Raw genomic sequence first — 21,425 nt, forward strand, 5'->3', positions numbered from 1 at the left:
TCAGTGCCGCGCCCCCGCGACACCGGGCAGCCGGGCAGCTTGAAGGTCCTCCAGGTGGGTGGTTTGGCCGGTCCCGGCGCGGCCGCCGGCGGTGTCTGGGCCGTGGCGGGCATGCAGAGCGCCGCGCTGCGGCGCAGCGGTGCGGCGGTGGAACTCCTGGGCGGATGGCTGGGCGCGCTGCCTTCCGGTGCTCCCGGTGCTGTGTCCTCAGACCCTGACACAGCTGCCGGATGCGCGGACAGCGAGGCACAGGAACAGGCCCGCCTGTTCCGCGTGCGGCGGCCGCTTCCCGGAGCCAAGCTCCGCGGCTTGGTAAGCCTGAGCCTGCCGCGCTACGTGGCCATGCGCGCCGCTTCCGCGGACGTGGTACAGATTCATCTTTCCCGCGATTTCATCACCACCGTCTCCACGGCCATGCTTCGGCGGGCCAAAACCCCCGTGGTGGCACAGTCCCACGGCATGCTGGTTCCATCCGCCGCGTTGTCCGTGCGCCTGTTCGACGCCGTGATCACCCGATGGCTGGTGCGCATACCCAGGCTCTGGCTGACCCTCACCGAAGACGAGGAACGCGGCCTCCGGGAGCTGGGGGTGGACCGTGCCCGCATGCGCCGGGTGGTCAACGCCAGCGCAGATTCCGCTCTTGCCTGGTCTGATCCGGAGCAGCAGGTGTTTCTGTTTGCCGCCCGGCTCTCCGCCCGGAAGCAGCCCGCCGTCTTTGTTGAGGCAGCCCTTGTTGCGCTCGACGCCGGGCTGGACGCCCGGTTTGTCCTTGCCGGTCCCGATCAGGGGGAGGGCAGCCGAGTCCGGGATCTGATAGCTGCCTCTGCGCACTCCGGCCGGTTCCACCTGCCCGGGGAGTTGACCCCCCGGCAGGTGCAGGCGGCCATGGCAGACTGCACGGCATACGTCCTGCCGGCACGCAATGAGCCTTACCCCATGTCCGTCCTGGAGGCCGCGGCGGCGGGAACTCCGCTGATCGTCACAGAAGAGTGCGGACTGGCCGGAGCCCTTGGTGCAGCGGATGCCGCAGTGCTGACGGAGCCAACCGCCGGCGCCCTGTGTGAAGCCATGCTCAAGCTGGCGGCGGATCCCCAGCGCCGGGCAGATTTGGGTGCGAATGCGCGCCGGCTGCACCAAGAGCTCTGGTCCACGGAGCGGCTTGCCGAAAACCTTACCGCGCACTATCTGGAGGCATCCCGTGAACGCTGAACTCGTGCCGCACAGGATCACCCCCGGCGGGCCCGGCCCTGCAGGTGCTGAGAAAGCCGCAGATTCGCGGCGGTCCGGTCCCCGCACCGCCGTCGCGCTGGTTGCCCTCCTAGTGTTCGCCCTGGTCCTGCCGCTGCAGATCCGCGGTGCAGGCTCCGTCTTTTACACCGACACCAATTTCCTCATCCGATATGCCGTGGCGCTGTATGCCGCAATCAAGCTGGCCACTTTGCTGTGGCAGACGGACATCCGCCCGGTGGCGGGCGTGTTCTGGATCTTTGTCTACACCGGCATGGGTCTGGCTCCGCTGGCCCAGCTCGCTACCGGCCGGTCCACAGCCTTGGCGATTCAAGTGACGGAGGACCTGCTGACCATGGCAAGCCTGCTCACGCTGGTCGGCTGCGTGTGCTTTGACCTTGCCTATCACGTGCGGCTGCGGCGTCGGGGCCTCATCCGTCCGCGGCTGCGGTTCAGGACGCTGCGCAGCTTGGACGTGCTGCGTATTTTTTCGGTTGGTGCAGTGGTGGCGGCGTTGGTGTATATCGTCCAGGTGGGCGGGCCGGCCGTGTTCTTCCTCAGCCGCCAGGAAACCAGCGAGGCGCTGGACGCAATCAGCCCGGACAGCGGACAGGCACTGCGCGCCATTGTCTCTGCCGCAGGATCGGTTGCCTGTCTCACGGCACTGATTTTCTATATTCACGTCTGGCGCACCCGAGACCGAAAGCTGGCGGCCGTTGACGGATTCCTGATCGCCGCCCTGGTGATCATGAACGTGATCGTCAACAACCCGGTTTCCAATTCGCGCTATTGGACGCTGGCGGTCGTCTTCGGGGTACTGCTGCCGCTGATCCGCGGCCGAAAGGCTTTGTTCAACGCCGCCGTAGCCGGTGGAGTGATCGCGTCCGTGGTCATCTTCCCGCTCTCCGACATCACCCGCCGTGCTGCCGGTGCCGGCGTGCCTGTGCGGTCAGATTCCATTTGGGTCACCATCGCCACCAAGGATTATGACCAGTTCACCATGCTGTCCAACACCCTGGGGTACACGATGGATCACGGCCTTTCCTGGGGTATGCAGGCCCTGGGCCCGCTGCTGTTCTGGGTGCCTCGCGTCGCCTGGCCGGAGAAACCGCTGGACACCGGAGTTGAAGTGGGGATGTGGATGAACAGCACTAACCTCAACCTGTCAGCCCCGCTCTGGGCCGAGGCATGGATTAATTTCGGGCTGCTGGGCCTCATTCTCGTCTTTGCGGCTCTGGGCCTGCTGGCCCGCAGGCTGGACGCGGGGTTCCGGGCAGAAATCCTGAGCAAGGGCTCCGTAGGGTATCTGGGGATCTCCATCTTCGCCGGCTACCTGTTTATCATCCTGCGGGGATCGCTGCTGCAGTCCATGGGACGGCTGATGATCCTAGTGCTGTCCATCCTTATCCTCACCGCTGTCACCAACCGTCAAGAAAGGCTGGAACGATGAGTCGGACCCTGCCTCAGCCGTCCTCCCGGGCTACCTTCCAGGAGTCTTTCAACCAGCTCAAGCAAGCACAGAAGACCCGCAAGGGGGTTCCCCTGTACCTGTTGTACGTGAACAGGCCTGCAGGACGCGCCGTGGCCGCAGCACTGCGCAACACCCGGCTGACGCCAAACCACGTCACGATGACGGGGGCGGTCTTCACCTACGGAGCGCTGCTGTGGCTGGCTTTCGCTGCCCAGCCAAACCTGGTGTCCGCGCTTGTGGGTCTCCTGCTGGCCCTGGGCTACGTACTGGATTCAGCCGACGGGCAGCTTTCCCGTCTTCAGGGCTCCAGCTCAGCGTTCGGAGAATGGCTGGACCATGCCCTCGACAACGGGCGCATAACGGTGATGCACGTAGCGGTCTTCTGTTACCTTTCCCGGACCACGGACTATGACCCGGTACTCCTCGCGGCGGGCTGTGGAATTTTCCTGCTGGCCAGCTCCACCATCTTCTTCGGCGGAGCGCTGGTGGACCAGCTGCGCCGCAATGTCCGTCCAGATCCGTCCGGCACACCAACACCAACATTAACGACGACGGCGTCCGGGGATTCCGAGGCGGCTGATCGGGCCAATAACCGCCGCATGCTGCGGCGGTCCGTTGTAACCCTGCCCGTGGACTACGGGGTGACCTGTTTGTCGTTCCTGCTGCTGCCCTGGCCCGGCCTGTTTTTGACCGCCTACGCCGTCCTGGCTGTGGCCCATGTACTGATGTGTCTGGCCTTCCTGCCCAAGTGGCGCTCCGAACTCCTGGCGCTGGGCTAGGTGAGCGGTTTCCGCCGGCTCGTTACCTTCACTGACCAGGGCGTCTCGAGCATCTCCAACTTTGTGGCCGTGGCGGTTGCCGCAAACGTGGCAACCACCCATGACTTCGGCCAATTCTCCCTGGCGTACGCGGGACTGCTGCTGTTCCTGGGCGGGCAGCGGGCGCTGGTGGGGGAAACGCTCCTGGTTCGCTACTCGCGCACGGGGGAACTGACCCGCCGGATTGCCGGTGCCGGCTTGGGGGCCACGGTCCTGGTTGCCGTGCCCGCGGCCCTGCTGTTGCTGGGTGCGGCACTGCTCGCAGGGCCGGAGGACGCCGGTCTGTGGCTGGTCATGGCAGCTGTTTCGCCTTTTGTGCTGCTGCAGGACAGTATCCGTTACCTGTTCATTTGCCAGGCACGCCCGGCCAGGGCCCTCCTGATTGACAGTATCTGGGCGGTTGGTTCCATCACCGCGATGATACTGACCGCCCGGGCGGGCGGGGATTTAATGCTCGTCCTGATCTGGTGGGGTGCCGGCGCAGCTGTTGCCCTCACCCTTGGACTGGTCTTGGCACGGACCGTTCCCGGCGTCGTTCCGGGGGCACGCTGGCTATGGCTGAACCGGGACTTCGCCTTCCGCTATCTGGCGGAGTTTCTCACCCTGAATGCCTCCACCTTTGCGGTGCTGTACCTGTTGGTGTTTCCGTTGGGGGCGGCCGGAGTCGGAGCACTTCGGGCCGCCCAGCTGCTCTTTTCACCGCTGAACACCGTGTTCAGTGCCATCAAGACCGCCGTCATCCCGGAGCTCGTCCGCACCCGCGGGACTGCAGCCTTCCGAAAGCGGCTGTTGGAGACGCTGGGCATTGTGCTGGCACTGTCTCTGAGCTGGGGGACAGCCGTGCTGCTCCTGCCGGCCTCAGCCGGTGAGTTTGTCCTCGGAGACACCTGGCGGAACGCCGCCGAACTGCGCTGGCCCTATGCCCTGCAGTATCTGGCGATGGTTCCGTACACCGTTCTGCTGGCGTATTTCCGGGCCGCCCAGGCCAACCGGCTTTCGACCCTGATGCGCGGTATTCTTGCTGCCCTGACGCTGGCCCTGCCCCTGGGCCTGGCACTCACCGGTTCTGCGGTGGCTTCCGCCTGGGGATTTGCCGCAGCGGTGGCTGTGGCTGCTGTCTGCGGGCTCCTTGCCGTCCGGGCGGGCCGCCTCCGCTCCGGGCGGACGGCGGACGCCGCGCTGGCACCGGTGGATTGAGCACACGAAAAAACCCTTCGGGGAATGTGCGTCATGCTGCACATCTCCCGAAGGGTTTTCGCGTAAACCGATGTCCTAGTTGTAGTGGGCTCCGCTGCGAATCGGCTGTCCCTTGTTCCAGCGAGTGCCCTCGCTGTCCCGGATGATGGCCGCTTCCGCCTCTGCCACCGGGGATGCCGGCCCGGCGTCCATGTCCGCCGGGACGGGCAGGGGAGTGACGCCGTAATCCGCCAGATATGCCGAGTTGGCGTCCGGCCCGGAGCGGGGGATGCGGTTGAGGACCACACCCACCACGTTGGCGTTTACCAGGCTCAGTTGTTCCACGGCCTTGGAGAGGTTGTGCTGACTGACGCGGGTGGCGCCCACCACCAACAGGATGCCGTCAGTGTTGCGCGTCAGGATGGTGGCGTCGGCGACCGGAAGGACGGGGGGAGCATCCAAAATGATGGTGTCGTACTCGCCTTCCAGTGCCGTGATCAAGTCCTGCATGGCTTGTGAGCCGAGCAGTTCTGTGGGATTGGGCGGCAGCGGCCCGGAAGTCAGGACGGACAGTCTGCCGGATCCCCAGTGCTGTGTGGCATCCGCCAGGGTGGACCGGCCGATCAGGACGGTGGTCAACCCCACGTTGCCCTCAAGTCCGGTGGCGGAGGCCACCGTGGGAAGCCGCAGGTCGGCATCCACGAGAATCACCTTCTGCCCGCTCTGCGCAATGCTCAGGGCCAGGTTCAGGGCGACAGTGCTCTTGCCTTCGCCTGCCTGCGATGAAGTCACCACCAGGGACTTCATCTGCTGGCTGACGGCGGCAAACTCAAGATTGGTCCGCAGCTGGCGGAAGGCATCCGTTCCCGAGCCGCCCAGAACGACCGGCCGGGACGTGTTCCGCTGTCCCTGGGATTCAGCGATCCCGCCCAGCAGCGGCAGCGCCGTGGACTTGCGGACATCAGCTTCGCTGCGCACGTGCCGGTCCAGCACATGGCGCAGGATGGCTACGACCAAACCAAGTGCCAGCCCGTACAGCAGGCCCAGCATCAGGTTCAGCGAGGTTTGCGGGCTGGACGGTACCGCGGGGGGCTGCGCCGTATCCACGGAACTGAGCCGGACCGGGGACGGCAGCCCGTTAGTGGGCCGCTCCAAATCCGCTACCGAAGAAATGAGGTTGGCCACCACTCCGTTGGCAATCTCAGCCGCCCGCTCGGGCGAGGAATCGACCGCTTCGATATCAATGATGACGGTGTTCCGGGAGGTCGAAGCCTTGACCTTGGTGGCGAGTTCCTGGGCGGACATGTCCAGGTCCAGGGCCTCAATGACAGGGTCCAGGACCTGCGGTTTGCTCACCAGATCCACATAGGACTGCACCCGGGCGAGGGCAAAAACGCTGCCCTGCTGGAGTTCTGCCGAAGTTTCCACATTCTGCGTGGAAACAAACAGGCTGCTGGTTGCGGTATAGGTTTTTTGCATCAGAACGGACACAACGCCCGCGGTGATGACGCCGATGAGTGCAAATGAGACTATGAGCATCCAATTACGGCGAAGGATGAGTATTTGCTCGCGCATATCCATTGGTTACCCCTTCCCTTGGATAGGCAGATGAATGTGCAATGAAATGAAGTACAAAACTGAATTTGCGGGCGTGGACGTCATGCCCTGAACCACGAGTAGCACTGGTCCGATTCCACTCGGGCCGCCACCGCGTCGATAACCACCGGAGCTGAACCGTCGTAGGAGCCGATCAGCTCACCACCGCCGGCGTACACCGATATGGTGCAGTCCGCAGGTGCGCCGTAAGCCCGGTAGGTTCCCGGTTCCACTGAGGGCTCGTCGCTGTGCGGAGCCGCTGCGCCAACCGAAAACACACCATCCGGGAAGCCCCGGCCGGCCGCCTCGAGAGCAGGCAGGAGCTCGGGGCACAGTGCCGCAATGGCATCGGCGGTGTCCGGGGCAGGGTTCATGATCAGTTCACTGATCACGGAGTCTGCATCCACGGCGTTGGCGCTGGTCAGCTGGTCACAGCGTTCCTGCCCCACCTGCAGTACGGCGTTGGGATCGGTGCCCTCGGGAACCTTGCCTGCTAGGAACTGTTCCTGGGGGGCGTCGAAGGTGGGTTCCGGGGCGGGCTGCGGTGACTGAACCACGGCCCCGGGATCTGCCGGCAGGCTTTCTTCCGGGCCAGGCGCGGCAGCGGAGGGGTCCGAAGCGGAGCCGGTGTTCCCGTCCGCTGCGGATGACGAGGAGGACGGTGTTGACGGTTTTGCGGCGGATGATGACTGTGACGCGGCGTCCGGGGCCGCTGGGGAAGAAGCATCCGGGGAGCTGCAGCTTGTTGCCGCACCCAGCAGCGGCAACAACAGTATTCCCAGGGTCGCTCTTTTGAGACCAGATTTCATGACGTGTGCTTTCTGTGCGTTGGAACATTCAGAGATTGACTGCGCCCCTCCTTCAGGCGATTCACGGTTGGCGGTGCAACTATGCTGTGTTGCCGGTGCAGCCCGTCCCGGCCTAGGGACCGAAGACGAGGGTCAGCACCGGGCGGCGGGTGGAGGAGGCTTCTTTGGTGTAGAACCACGCGTTGTCCGAGCCCACACTGGTGATGCCCAGGTCAACGGACTGGGACAGCATGGCGGACACGGCGGCGGGATCCAGGTCAACGGTGTACGGACTGTTCGCCGCAACCGGGGAGAGGGTGCCCAGCGCCCCGGAACCCAGGGAGGGCCGGGTGTTGTAGGTGGTTCCGGCTTCCGTCCAGCTGCCGGTCACTCCCTGAACGGTGTGCTGGTCCGCCGACCCGCCGTAGGACTCCGAGGTGGTGTACAGGCGCAGAGTGGCCGAGAGCAGGCGCATGCCGGCCGGCACCTCGGTGCCCGGGGTGAACCGCAGGTAGGAGGTGTAGGCCAGGCTTCCGCGGGAGGCCATGGAGACGGCGCTTCCGTGAGTGCTGTTGGGAGCGCCCTGGTTTACGTAGGTGTCAGCATCCGGTGTCAGGGACAACGTCACCGGCTCGGCCGGCGGCGCGCCGGCCACGGTTGCGGTCACCTGGTCCGAGGCGGTGCCGGTGTTGCCTGCAGCATCGATCGCCACCACCCGGTAGTAATAGGTTCCCGCCGCCAGATCGGCGTCGCTGTGGGAGAGGACGGAAGCTGCGGTGGTGGTCAGCAAGGTGGCGTCCGACGGCGTGAAGCCTTCAGCAGTGGACCGGTGCACGCGGTAGCCGGTCACGGCAACGTTGTCCGCGGAGGCGTTCCAGCTCAACGTGGTTGTTGCCCCGCTGACAGCAGCCGCCGCACCGGTGACCTTGTCCGGAGCCGCCGTGTCCGGCACGGGTACCGGCGCGGGAATTCCGCCGCCGGCCGTGAAGTGCTGCTCCACCTGTCCGGCGCTGAGGGCCGTGGGGTACGCGGAGAACTCGTCTATGGCGCCGGCAAAATAGTTGGGGACGGTCCGGGCCGGAAAACCGGGAATCGTCGGGTTCGCCGCGACAGCTGGGAGACTGTCTCCGCCTACCCGCCACGAGCCGATATAGGTTTGCGCCGCAGCCGTCCGGCTGGACCCCACAGCCTTGCCGTCCACGTACAGGGTGGCCCCTGCCGGTGTTTGGGTTACGACGGCGTGATGCCAGGCATTGTTGTTGAAGGTCCCGGCGGTGGTCACGGCAACCCGCTCATTGGCGTCATCAAGGACGGCGTAGACGAGGGCGCCCGTTGTCGTCATGTACAAATGGCGGTCCACGGTGCCCGTGCTGTTTCGGGTGCCTTTGCGGTCGGGCTGGCCGGAAGCGAAGCCCATAATCTGGCCGCCCTTCACGGTGTCGGTCTTGAACCAGACCTCGGCACTGAAGGTGGTGGGCGCCGGATAGCGCTGCTGTCCGGAAACCTGGTCGTCAACGCCGTCAAACAGGCCCGCGGTGCTTCCCTGCACTGCACCGGGGGCGCCGGCGAGCAGGGGGCCGCCGAAGGCCACGCCCCGGTTGTTGCCCGGTGAGCTGTCTGCCGGAGCGGTGGCCCTGCTGTCATCCAGGCGCCAGTAGGTGCTGGCGCCGTCGTCGAGGACGGCCTTCGGATAGGCCTGCGTGGTGGTGGCCGTAGTGAGGTGGACCTGGCCGGAAAGCGCGCTGGTGTTGGTTCCGTCGCTTGCCTGCACCCGGTAGCTGTACGCGGTGCCCGGGGATGCCGTGCGGTCAGTGAAGGAGAGCTGGGGGGTGTCGAACCAGGTGGAGTTCCCGGAGACGGTGCCCAGGGCGGTGGAGCTGCCGTTGCGGTACACACTGTAGGTCAGACCCGAGTCGTCATTGTCCACGCCCTGCGTCCAGCGGATCTGGTTCTGGCCCGCGGCCAGGCTCACGGCGCTCACGTTTGCCGGTGTCCCGGGGGCTGCCGAGGCGGGGCCGGGACCGAAGCGGGTCAGCCCCTGCTGCGCAGTGCCGTTGGTGGTGGTGAACTCGCCGGCAACCCACAGCACGTCGCCGGTGCCCTTGTCGGTGACGGCCAGGGCGCGCGGGCCCAGACCCTCGCCGGTGCCGTCATTGGTGTCCGGGCTCCAACCGAGGAACGGATAGGGATTGTCGATGTCTTGTGCGGAGAGGTGCTTGCGGGTGCCGTCGGCAAAGCCGTTCATTCCGGAGCAATCGTGCACGTGGTGGCCGGAGTAGAGCACATCCTTGTATGGCAGCACCGCCTGGGTGGCTCCTTGGCAGCTGTCTTTCCAGATCTGTTCGTAATTGCCGCTCAGGGACAGCCGGGCCCGGCCGTCGAAGGACCGCCCGCCCATGCCTTCGCCGGCCACGTAGAAGCTGGTGCCGTCGCTGGTGATGTCCTTGACCACGGCCGAGGTGGGGATGTAATCGGCGGCGGGGTAGGCGCGCATCGTGGCGCCGGAACTTTTGTCCACCACGGCCATGGCCCGTGATTCGGTGCCGTTGACCGTGCTGAAGTCGCCTGCCAGCAGGACCTCGCTGCGGCCGTCCGGCACGTCCAGTGCCCGGCCCACACCGTCGGCCGCCGGTGCCCAGGGCAGGAGGGTTCCGGCGGTGTTCACGGCGGCGAACCGACTGCGGGACGTGCCGTTGACAGTGTTGAAGTCACCGCCGAAGTAGACCGCGTCGGCGGTGGCGGCGATGGCGCGGACCGTGCTGCTGACCGTGCCGGGGCGGAAGGTGGTGTCCACCGTGCAGCCGGGAAGGTTGATGGCGGCCAGGCGGTTGGCGGTGACACCGTTCACCGAGGTGAAGTTGCCGCCCACGTACAGCTTGCTGCCGTCAGGAGAAACATCCATGGCACGCACGGTGGCGCCGGTTCCGCCGGTGAAGGACAGGGCGCAGGAGGTGGGGGAGCCGGTGTAGGCGTCAAAGGCGGCAAAGTTCACCGCTGCCTGCGATTGGCTGCTGCCTGCGGTGGTTCCGGGCGGACGGACCTGCGTGAAGGTGCCGCCGACGTACATGACGCCGTTGGCTTCCGCCATGGCCCAGGCGATGCCGTTGGTTTGCCAAGTGGGAAGCGCAACGGCGGAAAAGGCTACGCCCGGCGACAGTGCCGAAGCAGGAGCGGCGAGGGCAATCAGGGCAGCTGCGGCGAGACCCGCAGCCGAACACATCGCCGCAATTTTTTTATGCACGGCTAAAACCACCTATTAACTGGGGACAGGCCCGCGGCCCGAAACTGAATGGAAGCGTATCGCCGCCCGGCTGCGCGTCCCACGGTGGCCTTTACTCGAGTTCCCCGGTCGGTTACCCGCCAGTATCTTCTCTCTACTCATGTTCTGCCGGCAGCTACTTGAATAGGCCCAAATCGCTTTACTGGCTCCGGGACTGCACCCACGATGGACAAGTATTTGAATGGTCGACAAGCAGGAGTTGAAAAAACATGGCGGTACGGATTGGTTATGCATCGGGTGCCTATGACCTCTTCCATATCGGCCACCTGAACCTGCTCAAACATGCCCGGAGTCAGTGCGACTACCTCATTGCAGGCGTGGCTTCCACTGAGATGACGCAGCGCCTGAAGGGCACCACGCCCGTCATTCCGCTCGCGGAGCGGCTGGAGATAGTCCGCAGCGTGCGCTATGTGGACGCAGTGGTGGTGGACACCCATGTGAACAAGGCGGACACCTGGCAGGAAGTCGGGTTCAACATCTTCTTCAAGGGCGATGACTGGAAAGGCACCGAGAAGGGCGAGCGCCTGGAACAGGATATGGCCCGGATAGGAGTGGAAGTGGTCTACTTCCCGTATACCGTGAGCACGTCGTCAACAGTCCTTCGCCGTGCCCTGACCCTGCTTGACGGCGGGCGTGCCCCGGACACCGCGCTCAAGGCATGAAGCGTCTTCCGCCTTTCGAGCCGATGGCGTCTCGAACCCTTTCCGGATTGTCGCGGCGGAACCTGCTTGCCCTGGGAGCAGCCGGAGTGGTCCTCGCCGGTTGTAGCATCGAAGCGGAAGCGGACCAGGACACCCAGCCCGCCGAGGCCCCCGCACCGGTTCACACCATCGAATCCATGCTGGCTTCGGCCCCGTTCCTGGTGGCGCACCGCGGTTCCTGGGACAACTGGCCCGAGCACACCATGACGGCCTACCGGGAATCGGTCAACGCCGGAGCAGTGGCGCTGGAGATTTCCGTCAGTGCCACGAAGGACGGCCAACTCATTTGCCACCATGACCTGAACACAGAGCGCACCACCGGCACCAAACTGGTCATCGAGGATTCCACGTATGCCCAGCTGTCCGAGCTGAGAGTGGATGCCCGTGCATGGCTGGGACCGCAGGCGGAGCCGGAGAAGATCCCTCTGCTCAAGGAAGTACTGGATGCGTTCGCCGGCACACACGTGCTGTTCATCGAAGACAAACAGGGCACCAATGCCCGGGCGTTGCTGGACCTGATGGACTCGTATCCGGAGTCACGCAGCCGTCTCATCTGGAAGCAGTCGGCCGAAGCCGCGCAGATTGCTGCCGTTACCGAGCGCGGTTATGTGAGCTGGGGATATTTCACCACGGAGCAGTTGGAGCTCGTACCAGACCTCGCTGACCAGTTCACGCTCCTGGGGGTGCACCATTCAGCTTCCGACGAGGAGGTGGCCGCAGTAGTGGCTACCGGCAAACCCGTTATCTGCTGGGAAGTCCACACCCGGGTGCTGCGCGACCGCTTGGTAAAACTTGGTGTGGCAGGCCAAATGGCAGCCAACTTTCCGTACCTCGCGTCGGACGTGCCGGCGGCGACCGCGGACAGTTTCGCGGACGGCGTGCGCGCAGCCGGAGACCTGCCCTATCTGGTGGGCGCAGGCTGGGACGTGCAGCCGCAGCTGAGCGCTTCCACGGGAACCCTGCTGATGGCTGCCCAGGCCAACAGCAGCTACCGCATGGGGTCCATGAGTCCGGTTCAGCGTGAGGTCTACAGCATCCATTTCGAAATGCGCTGGCCCACGGACCTTCCGGCAGACACCACCCTGCATGCCGGAATTGCGTTTGGGCAGGAAGATGACCGCCCCTACCGGGTGCTGATTCCCAGCGAAGTGGGCGGCTATCACCTGGTAATCCGACCCACCGGCGAAATGTCGCTGCTGCTGCGCAGCCCCGGCGAGCCCGGTGGCCTGCGCCTCAGCTCCCAGAAGACGGACCCGGTGAAGGCAGGCAGTTGGATGTCCTTCAAAATTGACATTGCTCCGGACAGTGTCCGGTATTCACGTCTGGACGGCGCAGGCTGGGCGGGCATTGCATCGGACCGCAAGTACCGGGGCGGCTACTTCAGCCTCTGCCGCAACTACCCCGAGGACGCTCCCGTGGAGTTCCGCGGCATCAAGGTCATCTAGAACCGTCCCGGGACACTGGGGTCAACCGGAAACGCTTCGTGTCCGCCGTCGGGCAGTGAAGGCACGACGACGTCGGCGCCGGACGGCGGTGAGCCACCTCGCCGCCGCCGCGGCTGCCGCGCCCAGCAACGCACCGCAGGAGTTCAGCAGCACGTCCCGGACATCCCCCTGCCTGCCGGGCAGAAACAGATCCTGGAACCCCTCCACCCCGGCAGTGAGCGCGGCGCACAAAAGCACCGCCAGCCACCACCGCCGCACCGGCAGGAGCGCTGCCGCCAGCATGCCCAGCGGGATGTAGAGCAGCACATTCGCCAAGGATTCCACTGCCTGATAGTCCACCCAGACGGGGAGTCCGTGGCCCTGCAGGCGGCGGATCAGCCGCAGAATGGTGCCGTATAACTCTCTGTCGACCGGCGCAGGCCACAGCAGCACAGCCCCCATCCCGGCCAGGACAACGGCGGCGGCCGCGAGGAGGGCGGTGCGGCGCCAGCCGGGGTGCCCGTTACCCACAGTGGTGCCCGGGACAGGACTCAGGCGGCAACTACCGGCGTCCCTGCTGGTTGTGGTTGGCAACTTGAGCCGGGGTCAGAGCGGTGGGATAGATCGCGAATTCGTCAATGGCGCCCTTGAAGTGCCGGCTGGTCGGAGCACTGGGCCAGGTGGACGGAATCGAATCTCCGCCGATCCGCCAGGATCCAAGACTGACGGTGTTCGCCGAGACTGTGTTGGAGGCAACCCGCACGCCGTCAACGTAGAGCACCATGCCGCCCGGACCCTGGGTGGCCACCACATGGTGCCACGCGTTGTCGTTGTAGCTCGCGGGGGAGGTCACCACCACCCGGGTGCCGGTCCAGACGCCGAAGACGAGCTTGCCGGCGTCGCTCATGTACACGTGGCGGTCATAGACGTTGCTGTAGCCAAGGAGGTTTCCGTTGCGGCGGGGCTGCGCGTTGCCGAAGCCCAGGATCTTTCCGCCGGTGGTGGTGTCGGTCTTGAACCAGGCTTCGGCGCTGAACACGGTCGGAGCACTGACGCGCTGCTGGCCGTAAATCATGTCATCAACGCCGTCAAAGGTGGCCGCGCGGTTGCTGTCGCTGCGCAGCGCCGAGGTGGTTCCCCCAATGGCGGCACCGAGGTTGGGCAGGCCCATCTTGTTTCCGTTGGAGGAGTCGGCGGCCGCGGCCTGGGAGTCGCCCAGCCGCCAGTAGGTGGTGGCGCCGTCGGCCCGCACCATGGCCGGATAGGGGGCAGCCGTACTGGCGGTGGTGATCTGTGCCTGAGCGGACAGGGGGCCGGTGCGGCCGCTGGGATCGCTGGCCTGCACCCGGTAGGTGTAGGTGGTGCCCGGCACCGCTGTGGTGTCGGTGAAGGAGGCCTGGGGCAGGTCCCACCAGCGCGACGACGAGTTCACAGTGGCCAGCGGGGTGGCGGAACCGTTGCGGTAGATACGGTAGGTGAGCTCGGAATCGTCGGGGTCGGAGGTGGACTGCCACCGGATGGTGTTCTGGCCGGAGGCGCGGGACTCGGCGCTGACAAACCGCGGCGTTCCGGGGCCGGCGGTGCCGGGGCCGGGACCGAACCGGGTCAGGCTCTGCTGCGCGGCACCGTTGACGGTGGTGAATTCCCCGCCGGTCCACAGGATGTCCGTGCCGTTGCCGGCGGTGGTGTGGGTCAGAGTGCGCGGCCCGATGCCTTCACCCTGGCCGTCATTGGTGACGGGGTTCCACTGCAGCATGGGCGAAGGGTTATTGATGCTCTGTGCGCTGAGGTGCACCCGCGGTCCGTCGGGAAAGGAGTTCATGCTGGAGCAGTCGTGTGCGTGGTGCGCAGCATAGAGGGTCGCGCCGTAGACGGAGACCGCCTGCGTGGCGCCGAGGCAGGTGTCCCGCCAGACCTGGTTGTAGGTGGTCAGATCCAACCGGGCGCGGCCGTCAAACACGCCGCCGCCGGTGCCCTCGTTGCCGATGTAGAAGCTGGTGGCGTCGGAGTCGATGGACTTGACGCTGGAGGTGCGCGGAATGAAGAAGTTGGGGTAGGTGCGCACGTTGGCGCCGGAGGTGCCGTCCAGCACTGCCAGGGCCTTGGAATCGGCGCCGTTCATGGTGAGGAAATCACCGCCGGCCAGCACGGTGCCCCGGCCGGCCGGAGCGTGCAGCGCCCGCACGGGCTGGTCCGCGGCCGGAGCCCACGGCAGCAGTGTTCCGGTGGAGGATACTGCCGCCAGCATGCTGCGCGTTGCGCTGCCCGCTGTCTTGAAATCGCCGCCCAGGTAAATGGCGCTCGACGTGGCTTCGATGGCCCGGACGGTGGCGGACAAGCCCGGCGGCCGGAAGTTGGTGTTCACGGTGCAGCCGGGCAGGTTGATGGCCGCGATGCGGCTGGTGCCGACGCCGTTGACGGTGCTGAAGTTCCCACCGATGTAGAGGGTGCGGCCGTCGGGGGAGACATCCATGGCCCGCACCGTGGCGCTGCCGCCGGTCACGGACAGGGAACAGTTGATCGGGTTGCCGGTGTAGGCGTCAAAGGCGGCAAAGTTCACCGCGCTTCGGGTTCCGGCGCCCCCGGCGGCTACCCCGGGCGGACGAATGGCGGTGAAGGTGCCGCCCACGTAGACCACGCCGTTGGATTCGGCCATGGCCCAGACAATGCCGTTGGTCTGCCAGGTGGGCAGGTTGGTGGCGGAGAAGGCCACTCCCGGTGACAGGGCGGCCGACGGCGGGGCCAGACCAATCAGTGAGGCTGCCGCGAGCAGAATGCCGGCCAGAACAGCTGTAATCTTCTTGCGCATCATGATCTCCCGCCTGGGTGCCCCCAGCACCATGTGTGTGCCCCAGCGGCACCTGCGGGTGCAGAGAGCGCCCGCTAAGAAAAGGTTTAGCCGCTGCGCCCGGGGGAGAGCATGAGTAGGGGTTACTTGTCTTCCGCCGGACTCCACTCAGCCCTCCACCCGCGTGCCAACTAAGGCCCAACTCACGTGCGCTCGCGGGCGTGCAGTGGGATGATTAGCACAGACTTATGTGGCGTAATGCAGATTACCCGCGCACACCGACGGCCAGCCAAGGAGTTTTTCCCGTGCCTGTGGTTTCCACCCCCGCTACCCTCAAGCCCGCACCGGAGCTGATGGACAACGCCGAGGTCCTGCGCATCCGCAATGACTTCCCCATCCTGGACCAGCAGGTCAACGGCCATCCGCTGGTCTACCTGGACTCCGGCGCCACCTCGCAGAACCCGCTCAGCGTGATCGAGGCCGAACAGGAGTTCTACGAACAGCGCAACTCCGCCGTGCACCGCGGCGCGCACACCCTCGCCGTCGCCGCCACGGACGTGTACGAGGACGCCCGCGCCAAGGTGGCCGCGTTCATCAACGCCCGGCCCAATGAGATTGTCTGGACCTCCAACGCCACCGAGGCGCTGAACCTGGTGGCCTACGCGTTCTCCAACGCCGCCGCCGGCCGCGGGGGAGAGGCCGCCCGCCGCTTCGCGCTGGGCGAGGGCGACGACATTGTGGTCACCGAAATGGAGCACCACGCCAACCTGATTCCCTGGCAGGAGCTGGCCGCGCGCACCGGCGCCACGCTGAAGTTCATTCCGGTGGACGACGACGGCGCGCTGCAGCTGGAGGAGGCCGAGCGGCTGATCACCGGGCGCACCAAAATCGTGGCATTCACGCACGCCTCCAACGTGCTCGGCACCATCAACCCGGTGGAAACCCTGGTGACCCTGGCGCACAACGCGGGGGCGCTCGTCGTCCTCGATGCCTGCCAGTCCGTGCCCCACCTGCCGGTGGACGTGAAGGCGCTGGATGTGGATTTCGCTGCGTTCTCCGGGCACAAGATGCTCGGCCCCACCGGCATCGGCGTGCTCTACGGGAAGGCCGAGCTGCTCAACGCCATGCCGCCGTTCCTCACCGGCGGCTCCATGATCACCACGGTGACCATGGAAAAGGCCGAGTACCTGCCCGCACCGCAGCGTTTCGAGGCCGGCACGCAGCGCATTTCCCAGGCCATGGCGCTGGGCACCGCGGTGGACTACCTGAGCGAGACCGGCATGGACCGAATCCACGCATGGGAGGCCACGCTGGGCCAGCGGCTGGTGTCCGGCCTGGAAGCGATCGAGGGCATCCGCGTGCTCGGTCCCCGCGCCGGCGTGGAGCGGATCGGGTTGGCGGCGTTCGACGTCGACGGCGTCCACTCCCACGACGTGGGCCAGTTCCTGGATGACAAGGGCATTGCCGTGCGCGTGGGCCACCACTGCGCGCAGCCGCTGCACCGCCGGCTCGGCCTGATCTCCACCACCCGCGCCAGCACCTACCTGTACAACACCACTGACGACGTCGACGCGTTCCTGAACGCGGTGGCCGGCGTGCGTCCGTTTTTTGGAGTGAAGTAAATGAGCGCCGAGCTGCAGCAGTTGTACCAGCAGATCATCCTTGACCATGCCAAGGCCCGTCACGGCGCCGGGCTGGCGGAGGTGCCGGCCGGGGCGAAGTCGGGGGAGAGCCACCAACTGAACCCCACCTGCGGTGACGAGATTACGCTGCGCGCGGTGATGGGTGCCGCAGCGGAGAACGACGGCGGTTCCGCGGTTGAGGGCATCAGCTGGGAAGGGCAGGGGTGCTCCATTTCCATGGCGTCGGCCTCGGTCCTGACCGATCTGGCCGCCGGCATGTCCCGGGACGAAGTGATGGACCTGGTGGAGAACTTCCGTGAGGTGATGCGCTCCCGCGGCACCGTGGAGGCGGACGAGGAGGTGCTCGGCGACGCCGCTGCGTTCTCCGGCGTTTCCCGCTATCCAGCGCGGGTTAAGTGCGCCATGCTCGCCTGGGTGGCGCTGGAGGAAGCGCTGCTCGCCGCTAACTGACGCCGAGGCGCGTCGGGTCCGCGGCATCCCTCCCACCCGGCTGCACAACCCGGCATCCCGAGTCAGGGTCCAAGTACGGACAGCGAGCGGCACCGTCAGAACGCCGCTTTGGTGCGCAGCTAGGAACGCCGGAGCCGGGTGCGGCCGAGAAGAATCATCACGTTGGTGAGGAAAGCCATCCGCGCCTTCAGGATGGCGGGCACGCCGCGGACCTTGTCCGGGGTCAGGTTGCCGCCGTGCAGCCGGTGCAGCACGGTGTCCTCCTCCAGATACCGAATGCTGCCGGCAAGGTTTCCGGCCATGGCCAGCCACTGGTCGTGGGACTCACGCAGGTAGCCGGGGAACGGCAGCGCCTGGTTCAGGAACTCGGCCCGCAGTGCCATGGCGCAGCCCCAGTGCAGCCGGTAGCCCACCACAATGCCCAGCACGTTCGCCGCATGGCGGGATGAGTCGGCGGCCCGCAGCCGGATCTGATGAAACCGTCCCGGCGGGGCGCCGAAATGCCGGCAGTTGGACACCACCACCATGTCCTCCTGCAGCGCCTTGAGCATTCTGTCCACCCGGCCGGGCAGCCAGATATCGTCCTGGTCGGAGAGGAACAGGAAGTCGCCGACGGCCTCGCGCAGCGCCCGCTCAAAGGTCTTCACCTGGCCCAGGTTCTGCTCGTTCCGCAGCAACCGGATGCGAGGATCAGCCACTGCTGCCACCACGGTGGCCGTGCCGTCGGAGGAGCAGTCATCCACCACTAGGACTTCATCGGTGTCGCTGAGTTCGGACAGGATGGAGCGCAGCTGCTCTTCGATGTAGGCGGAGCCGTTGTAAGCAGCCAGACAGACGCTGATCCGAACGTGGTTCCGCATGGGGGAGCCCAGCCCTTCTGCCGGCACGCGCTGCGGTGCAGCGTCGAATGGGGATTGGCCGGAGCCTACCGTGGCGGGAGGAACACCGGAACAGTGCACTCGGCATCTTGGCTCTTGTGCGCGTAGGGCGGGGCGCGAAAGCGAGTAGCAACCACCGTTTTGGAGTTCAGGGCGGGGTCATATGTTCGAATGCATGGACACACTTGAGCCCACCAGAGAATGGCGCCGGAAGCACTACCGGCGTACGAGCCGCGAGTGGCTCACTCTCGCCGGATTGGCACTGCTGGTCATGGTCACCACGGTGGTGGTGGCGGCAGCCTTTGCCCGCTGATCCTGGCAGGGAGCCCGGAGATTATGCGGCCTTAGTGAGGGCGTCCGGTGAAACCGAACTCTCCTGGGAGGCTGGTGCGAGCTGTTCTGCATCATCAATTGGCTGATTTCGGCGGCGTGCCGAACCGACCGTGATGAGTCCGGTGAGCATCCCGGCCAGCCCTACCAAGGCCCAGATGATCATGCCGGTGCTGGCGAAAAGGCCCGAAATTGGAAGTGCTGAGACTGATGCTGCTGAAAGCAAGAAATTCCCCCAGGAATTTGGTGTCGTAAACGAGACTGTTGCGCTCTAACCGGTTCCGCCGTTTGGCACGGCGAGCAGATTGATCTTAGCAGGGCTTTACCGCTGCGGATAGGGGTAGAAACCAATGTGCTGCAGGACCCAGAGAAATTGGTCCTACAGTACATTGGTTAAAGCTTATTCCCTGGCGAGCTACGGGCGGCCCATGCCTTTAAAGTTCCAGCCTGCTTCGCGCCAGGCTGCGGAATCCAGGACATTGCGGCCGTCAATGATGTTCTTTTCCGTGACCAGCGCGCCAACGGTCCGGGGATCCAGCGCTCGGTATTCCTTCCATTCCGTCAAAAGCACCAGCGCATGGGCGCGTTCGATGGCGTTTTCTGTGATGGGCTCGTAGCCCAGTTCCGGGAAGCGGCCTTTGGCATTCGACAGTGCTTCGGGGTCGGTCACCGTGACAGTGGCACCCTGCAGTTGCATCTGTGCTGCAGCACTGAGCGCAGGGGAGTCCCGGACGTCATCGCTGTCGGGCTTGAAAGCAGCGCCCAGAATGGTGACGCGCTTGCCCATGAGTGAACCGCCGCAGATCTCCCGGGTCATTTCCACCACACGTGTGCGGCGGCGCATGTTGATCGTATCCACTTCGCGCAGGAAGGTCAGCGCCTGGTCTGCGCCAAGCTCGCCGGCGCGGGCCATGAAGGCGCGAATATCCTTCGGCAGGCAGCCGCCGCCGAAACCGACTCCGGCGTTCAGGAATTTACGGCCGATCCGGTCGTCCATACCGATGGCATCAGCCAAAGCTGTGACATCTGCCCCGGCGGCATCACAAACTTCGGCCATGGCGTTGATGAAGCTAATTTTGGTGGCCAGGAAAGAGTTGGCGGCCGTCTTGACCAGCTCAGCAGTGGCGTAGTCCACCACAAGGCGCGGAGTGCCGGTCGACAGAGGAGTGGCGTACACCTCGTCCAGTGCAGCGACGGCAGATGTGCCGGGATCGCCATTCGGGACTCCGTAGACAAAACGGTCCGGGGTGAGAGTGTCCTGCACAGCGTGACCTTCACGGAGGAACTCGGGGTTCCACACCAGGATCGCCTCCGGTGCCGATTCCTGCAGACCCTCAGCCAGACGTGCCGCAGTCCCGACCGGAACGGTGGACTTTCCTACCACCACGTTACCGGGCTTGAGATAAGGAGCTAAGGAAGAGAATGCAGCATCCACGAAACGGAGGTCCGCGGCATATTCACCTTTGCGCTGCGGTGTTCCCACACAGACAAAATGAACATCTGCACCTGCGGCGTCAGCCATGTCCGTGCTGAAGCTCAGCCGCCCGGAGGCAATAGACTCGGTCAGCAGCTCCGGCAGGCCCGGTTCAAAGAAGGGCGCCCGGCCGGAGGTGAGTTCGCTGATTTTTGCCTGGTCAACGTCAATTCCCACAACGTCGTGCCCGAGTTTTGCCATGGACGCAGCGTGCACGGCTCCCAGATAGCCGCAGCCGATGACAGATATACGCACGGTTCCCCTAAATAAATTTCATGCAGATCAAAAAGTGTTGGCGTCGTCTGTGGTTTTCCATTACGGCGCCAAATTAAGACACAAGTCGGGAGGGCAGAAACCATATGGTTTCCGCCCTCCCGGTTTACGAGATAAAACTGAGTTATGCGTTCTTGCGGCGCGCTACGGCAACCGAGGCAACGCCGGCACCAACGGCTACGATGCCTGCCGCGCCCCAGAGAAGCATGGCCGAGTCGGCGCCGGTGTCGGCAAGGTCACCATCGTTATCAGAACCACCACTGCTGGCACCTTCCGCGAAGGACGGATCGACGGAAACAACAGCGGTGACAACCTTGCCCGATTCCAGACCGGTGGCTGTCAGAGTGTAAGTTCCAGCCTCACCCAGGGTGATATCAGTGCTGAATCCACCCTGTGCGTCTGCATTGGTAGTGAAGGTGTTGATCAGTTCGGCCAAGATGATGACGCCGTTGACGCCGGCACCGGGAACTACAACAGGAGCGTTGTCGTAATCGACGTCAATTCGGATGGCTTCACCCGGGGTAAAACCGGTTCCGCTGAAGCTTACGGTGGCGCCGGGGGCTACCGTTGCGTCGCTGACGCCGCCGGGAACCGGAGCCGGGTAGTTCTCGACGGCATTAGCGGCGCCGGCACCGAAGAAGGCGAGCGATCCAGCGAGGACCAGAGCGGATGCGGTTTTTTTCATATGAGACTCCCCAAGCGATTGATAAAGACTGGTGTAGGTACTGACTGGTCCGGTCCTCACCAACAACTCATGAAAACCGACCGAACTTCTAAATCTGTGTCCATCCGGGAGTTCGCCCCAGCACCACCGGGCGACATTTGATATCAATATAGTCCAGTGGAAACGCTCCTTAGGCTAACAGGTACTTTCGTGAGTTCCAAGCGAAGTGTGTTAGATAGCTGAATATCCACAAGATCACGGGCTCCTTTCGTCGAGTGAAGCAACTCCTCAACCGACTGGACGCTAGGAGCTACACGAAGAAGACACGACTGAAAGCCATGACCTGTGCTTGCGGAACTGAGAAAAAGCTATCATTGATCTTTATGGTAACCGGCAGTTCGAATTTGTACCCACGAACGGAAACTGTGAATTCACTGGGGTTGG

At 64.9% G+C, this 21,425-nt stretch carries 17 protein-coding genes; 9 read left to right on the top strand and 8 right to left on the bottom strand.

Annotated features, from left to right (window positions below; genetic code table 11):
- The first annotated feature begins 39 nt into the window (after positions 1-39).
- The 4 genes from KG104_RS05100 to KG104_RS05115 are packed head-to-tail and all read left to right on the top strand — an operon-like array spanning position 40 to position 4,713.
- Positions 40-1,209 (top strand): glycosyltransferase, encoded by a 1,170-nt coding sequence (locus KG104_RS05100; protein ID WP_216202352.1) that lies wholly within the window; start codon positions 40-42, stop codon positions 1,207-1,209.
- Positions 1,199-2,677: an O-antigen polymerase gene (locus tag KG104_RS05105; protein ID WP_104161713.1), complete on the top strand. Its 1,479-nt coding sequence runs from the start codon at positions 1,199-1,201 to the stop codon at positions 2,675-2,677. Before KG104_RS05100 ends, KG104_RS05105 begins: the two co-directional genes overlap by 11 nt.
- Positions 2,674-3,477 (top strand): CDP-alcohol phosphatidyltransferase family protein, encoded by an 804-nt coding sequence (locus KG104_RS05110; RefSeq protein WP_207347458.1) that lies wholly within the window; start codon positions 2,674-2,676, stop codon positions 3,475-3,477. The genes KG104_RS05105 and KG104_RS05110 overlap by 4 nt, the downstream gene beginning before the upstream one ends.
- A complete protein-coding gene (locus tag KG104_RS05115; protein WP_207347459.1) occupies positions 3,478-4,713 on the top strand; it encodes an MATE family efflux transporter in 1,236 nt (411 codons plus the stop codon).
- A gap of 75 nt (positions 4,714-4,788) precedes the next feature.
- On the opposite strand, the gene KG104_RS05120 is transcribed toward KG104_RS05115, so the two are convergent.
- From KG104_RS05120 to KG104_RS05130, 3 genes are all read right to left on the bottom strand, one after another.
- Complete coding sequence (locus KG104_RS05120; RefSeq protein WP_207347460.1) at positions 4,789-6,267, bottom strand: tyrosine-protein kinase domain-containing protein; 1,479 nt, start codon at positions 6,265-6,267, stop codon at positions 4,789-4,791.
- An 83-nt stretch (positions 6,268-6,350) separates the two neighbouring features.
- Entirely contained in the window at positions 6,351-7,097 is a 747-nt protein-coding gene (locus KG104_RS05125; RefSeq protein WP_207347461.1) for a hypothetical protein, read from the bottom strand.
- Positions 7,098-7,209: 112 nt separating this feature from the next.
- Positions 7,210-10,317 (bottom strand): CBM96 family carbohydrate-binding protein, encoded by a 3,108-nt coding sequence (locus KG104_RS05130; protein WP_207347462.1) that lies wholly within the window; start codon positions 10,315-10,317, stop codon positions 7,210-7,212.
- A gap of 248 nt (positions 10,318-10,565) precedes the next feature.
- On the opposite strand from KG104_RS05130, the gene KG104_RS05135 reads away from it, so the two are divergent.
- Complete coding sequence (locus tag KG104_RS05135) at positions 10,566-11,018, top strand: FAD synthase family protein (RefSeq protein WP_104055234.1); 453 nt, start codon at positions 10,566-10,568, stop codon at positions 11,016-11,018.
- Positions 11,015-12,502 (top strand): glycerophosphodiester phosphodiesterase, encoded by a 1,488-nt coding sequence (locus KG104_RS05140; RefSeq protein WP_216202353.1) that lies wholly within the window; start codon positions 11,015-11,017, stop codon positions 12,500-12,502. Before KG104_RS05135 ends, KG104_RS05140 begins: the two co-directional genes overlap by 4 nt.
- 21 nt (positions 12,503-12,523) lie before the next feature.
- On the opposite strand, the gene KG104_RS05145 is transcribed toward KG104_RS05140, so the two are convergent.
- Positions 12,524-13,012: a VanZ family protein gene (locus KG104_RS05145; RefSeq protein WP_207347464.1), complete on the bottom strand. Its 489-nt coding sequence runs from the start codon at positions 13,010-13,012 to the stop codon at positions 12,524-12,526.
- Between the two features lie 31 nt (positions 13,013-13,043).
- Positions 13,044-15,293, bottom strand: a complete 2,250-nt coding sequence (locus KG104_RS05150) for a LamG-like jellyroll fold domain-containing protein (RefSeq protein ID WP_216202354.1) — start codon at positions 15,291-15,293, stop codon at positions 13,044-13,046.
- 281 nt (positions 15,294-15,574) lie between these two features.
- Between KG104_RS05150 and KG104_RS05155 the strand changes: the two genes are divergently transcribed.
- Positions 15,575-16,891 (top strand): cysteine desulfurase, encoded by a 1,317-nt coding sequence (locus KG104_RS05155; RefSeq protein ID WP_273545207.1) that lies wholly within the window; start codon positions 15,575-15,577, stop codon positions 16,889-16,891.
- Positions 16,892-17,362 carry a Fe-S cluster assembly sulfur transfer protein SufU gene (gene sufU, locus KG104_RS05160; protein ID WP_207347466.1) on the top strand — a complete coding sequence of 157 codons (471 nt, stop codon included), beginning with the start codon at positions 16,892-16,894 and terminating at the stop codon, positions 17,360-17,362.
- Between the two features lie 119 nt (positions 17,363-17,481).
- Here the strand turns inward: sufU and KG104_RS05165 are convergent, their stop codons facing one another.
- Positions 17,482-18,222: a glycosyltransferase gene (locus KG104_RS05165; RefSeq protein WP_207347467.1), complete on the bottom strand. Its 741-nt coding sequence runs from the start codon at positions 18,220-18,222 to the stop codon at positions 17,482-17,484.
- A gap of 193 nt (positions 18,223-18,415) precedes the next feature.
- Here KG104_RS05165 and KG104_RS05170 point away from each other — a divergent pair, with 193 nt between their 5' ends.
- Complete coding sequence (locus KG104_RS05170; protein WP_207347468.1) at positions 18,416-18,553, top strand: hypothetical protein; 138 nt, start codon at positions 18,416-18,418, stop codon at positions 18,551-18,553.
- Between the two features lie 432 nt (positions 18,554-18,985).
- Here KG104_RS05170 and KG104_RS05175 read toward each other — a convergent pair whose 3' ends face one another.
- Positions 18,986-20,299 (bottom strand): UDP-glucose dehydrogenase family protein, encoded by a 1,314-nt coding sequence (locus KG104_RS05175; RefSeq protein WP_207347469.1) that lies wholly within the window; start codon positions 20,297-20,299, stop codon positions 18,986-18,988.
- A gap of 142 nt (positions 20,300-20,441) precedes the next feature.
- A complete protein-coding gene (locus KG104_RS05180; RefSeq protein ID WP_207347470.1) occupies positions 20,442-21,002 on the bottom strand; it encodes a peptidase in 561 nt (186 codons plus the stop codon).
- Between the last annotated feature and the right edge of the window lie 423 nt (positions 21,003-21,425).

The organism is Arthrobacter sunyaminii, assembly GCF_018866305.1.
GTDB classification, from domain to species: Bacteria; Actinomycetota; Actinomycetes; order Actinomycetales; family Micrococcaceae; genus Arthrobacter_B; species Arthrobacter_B sunyaminii.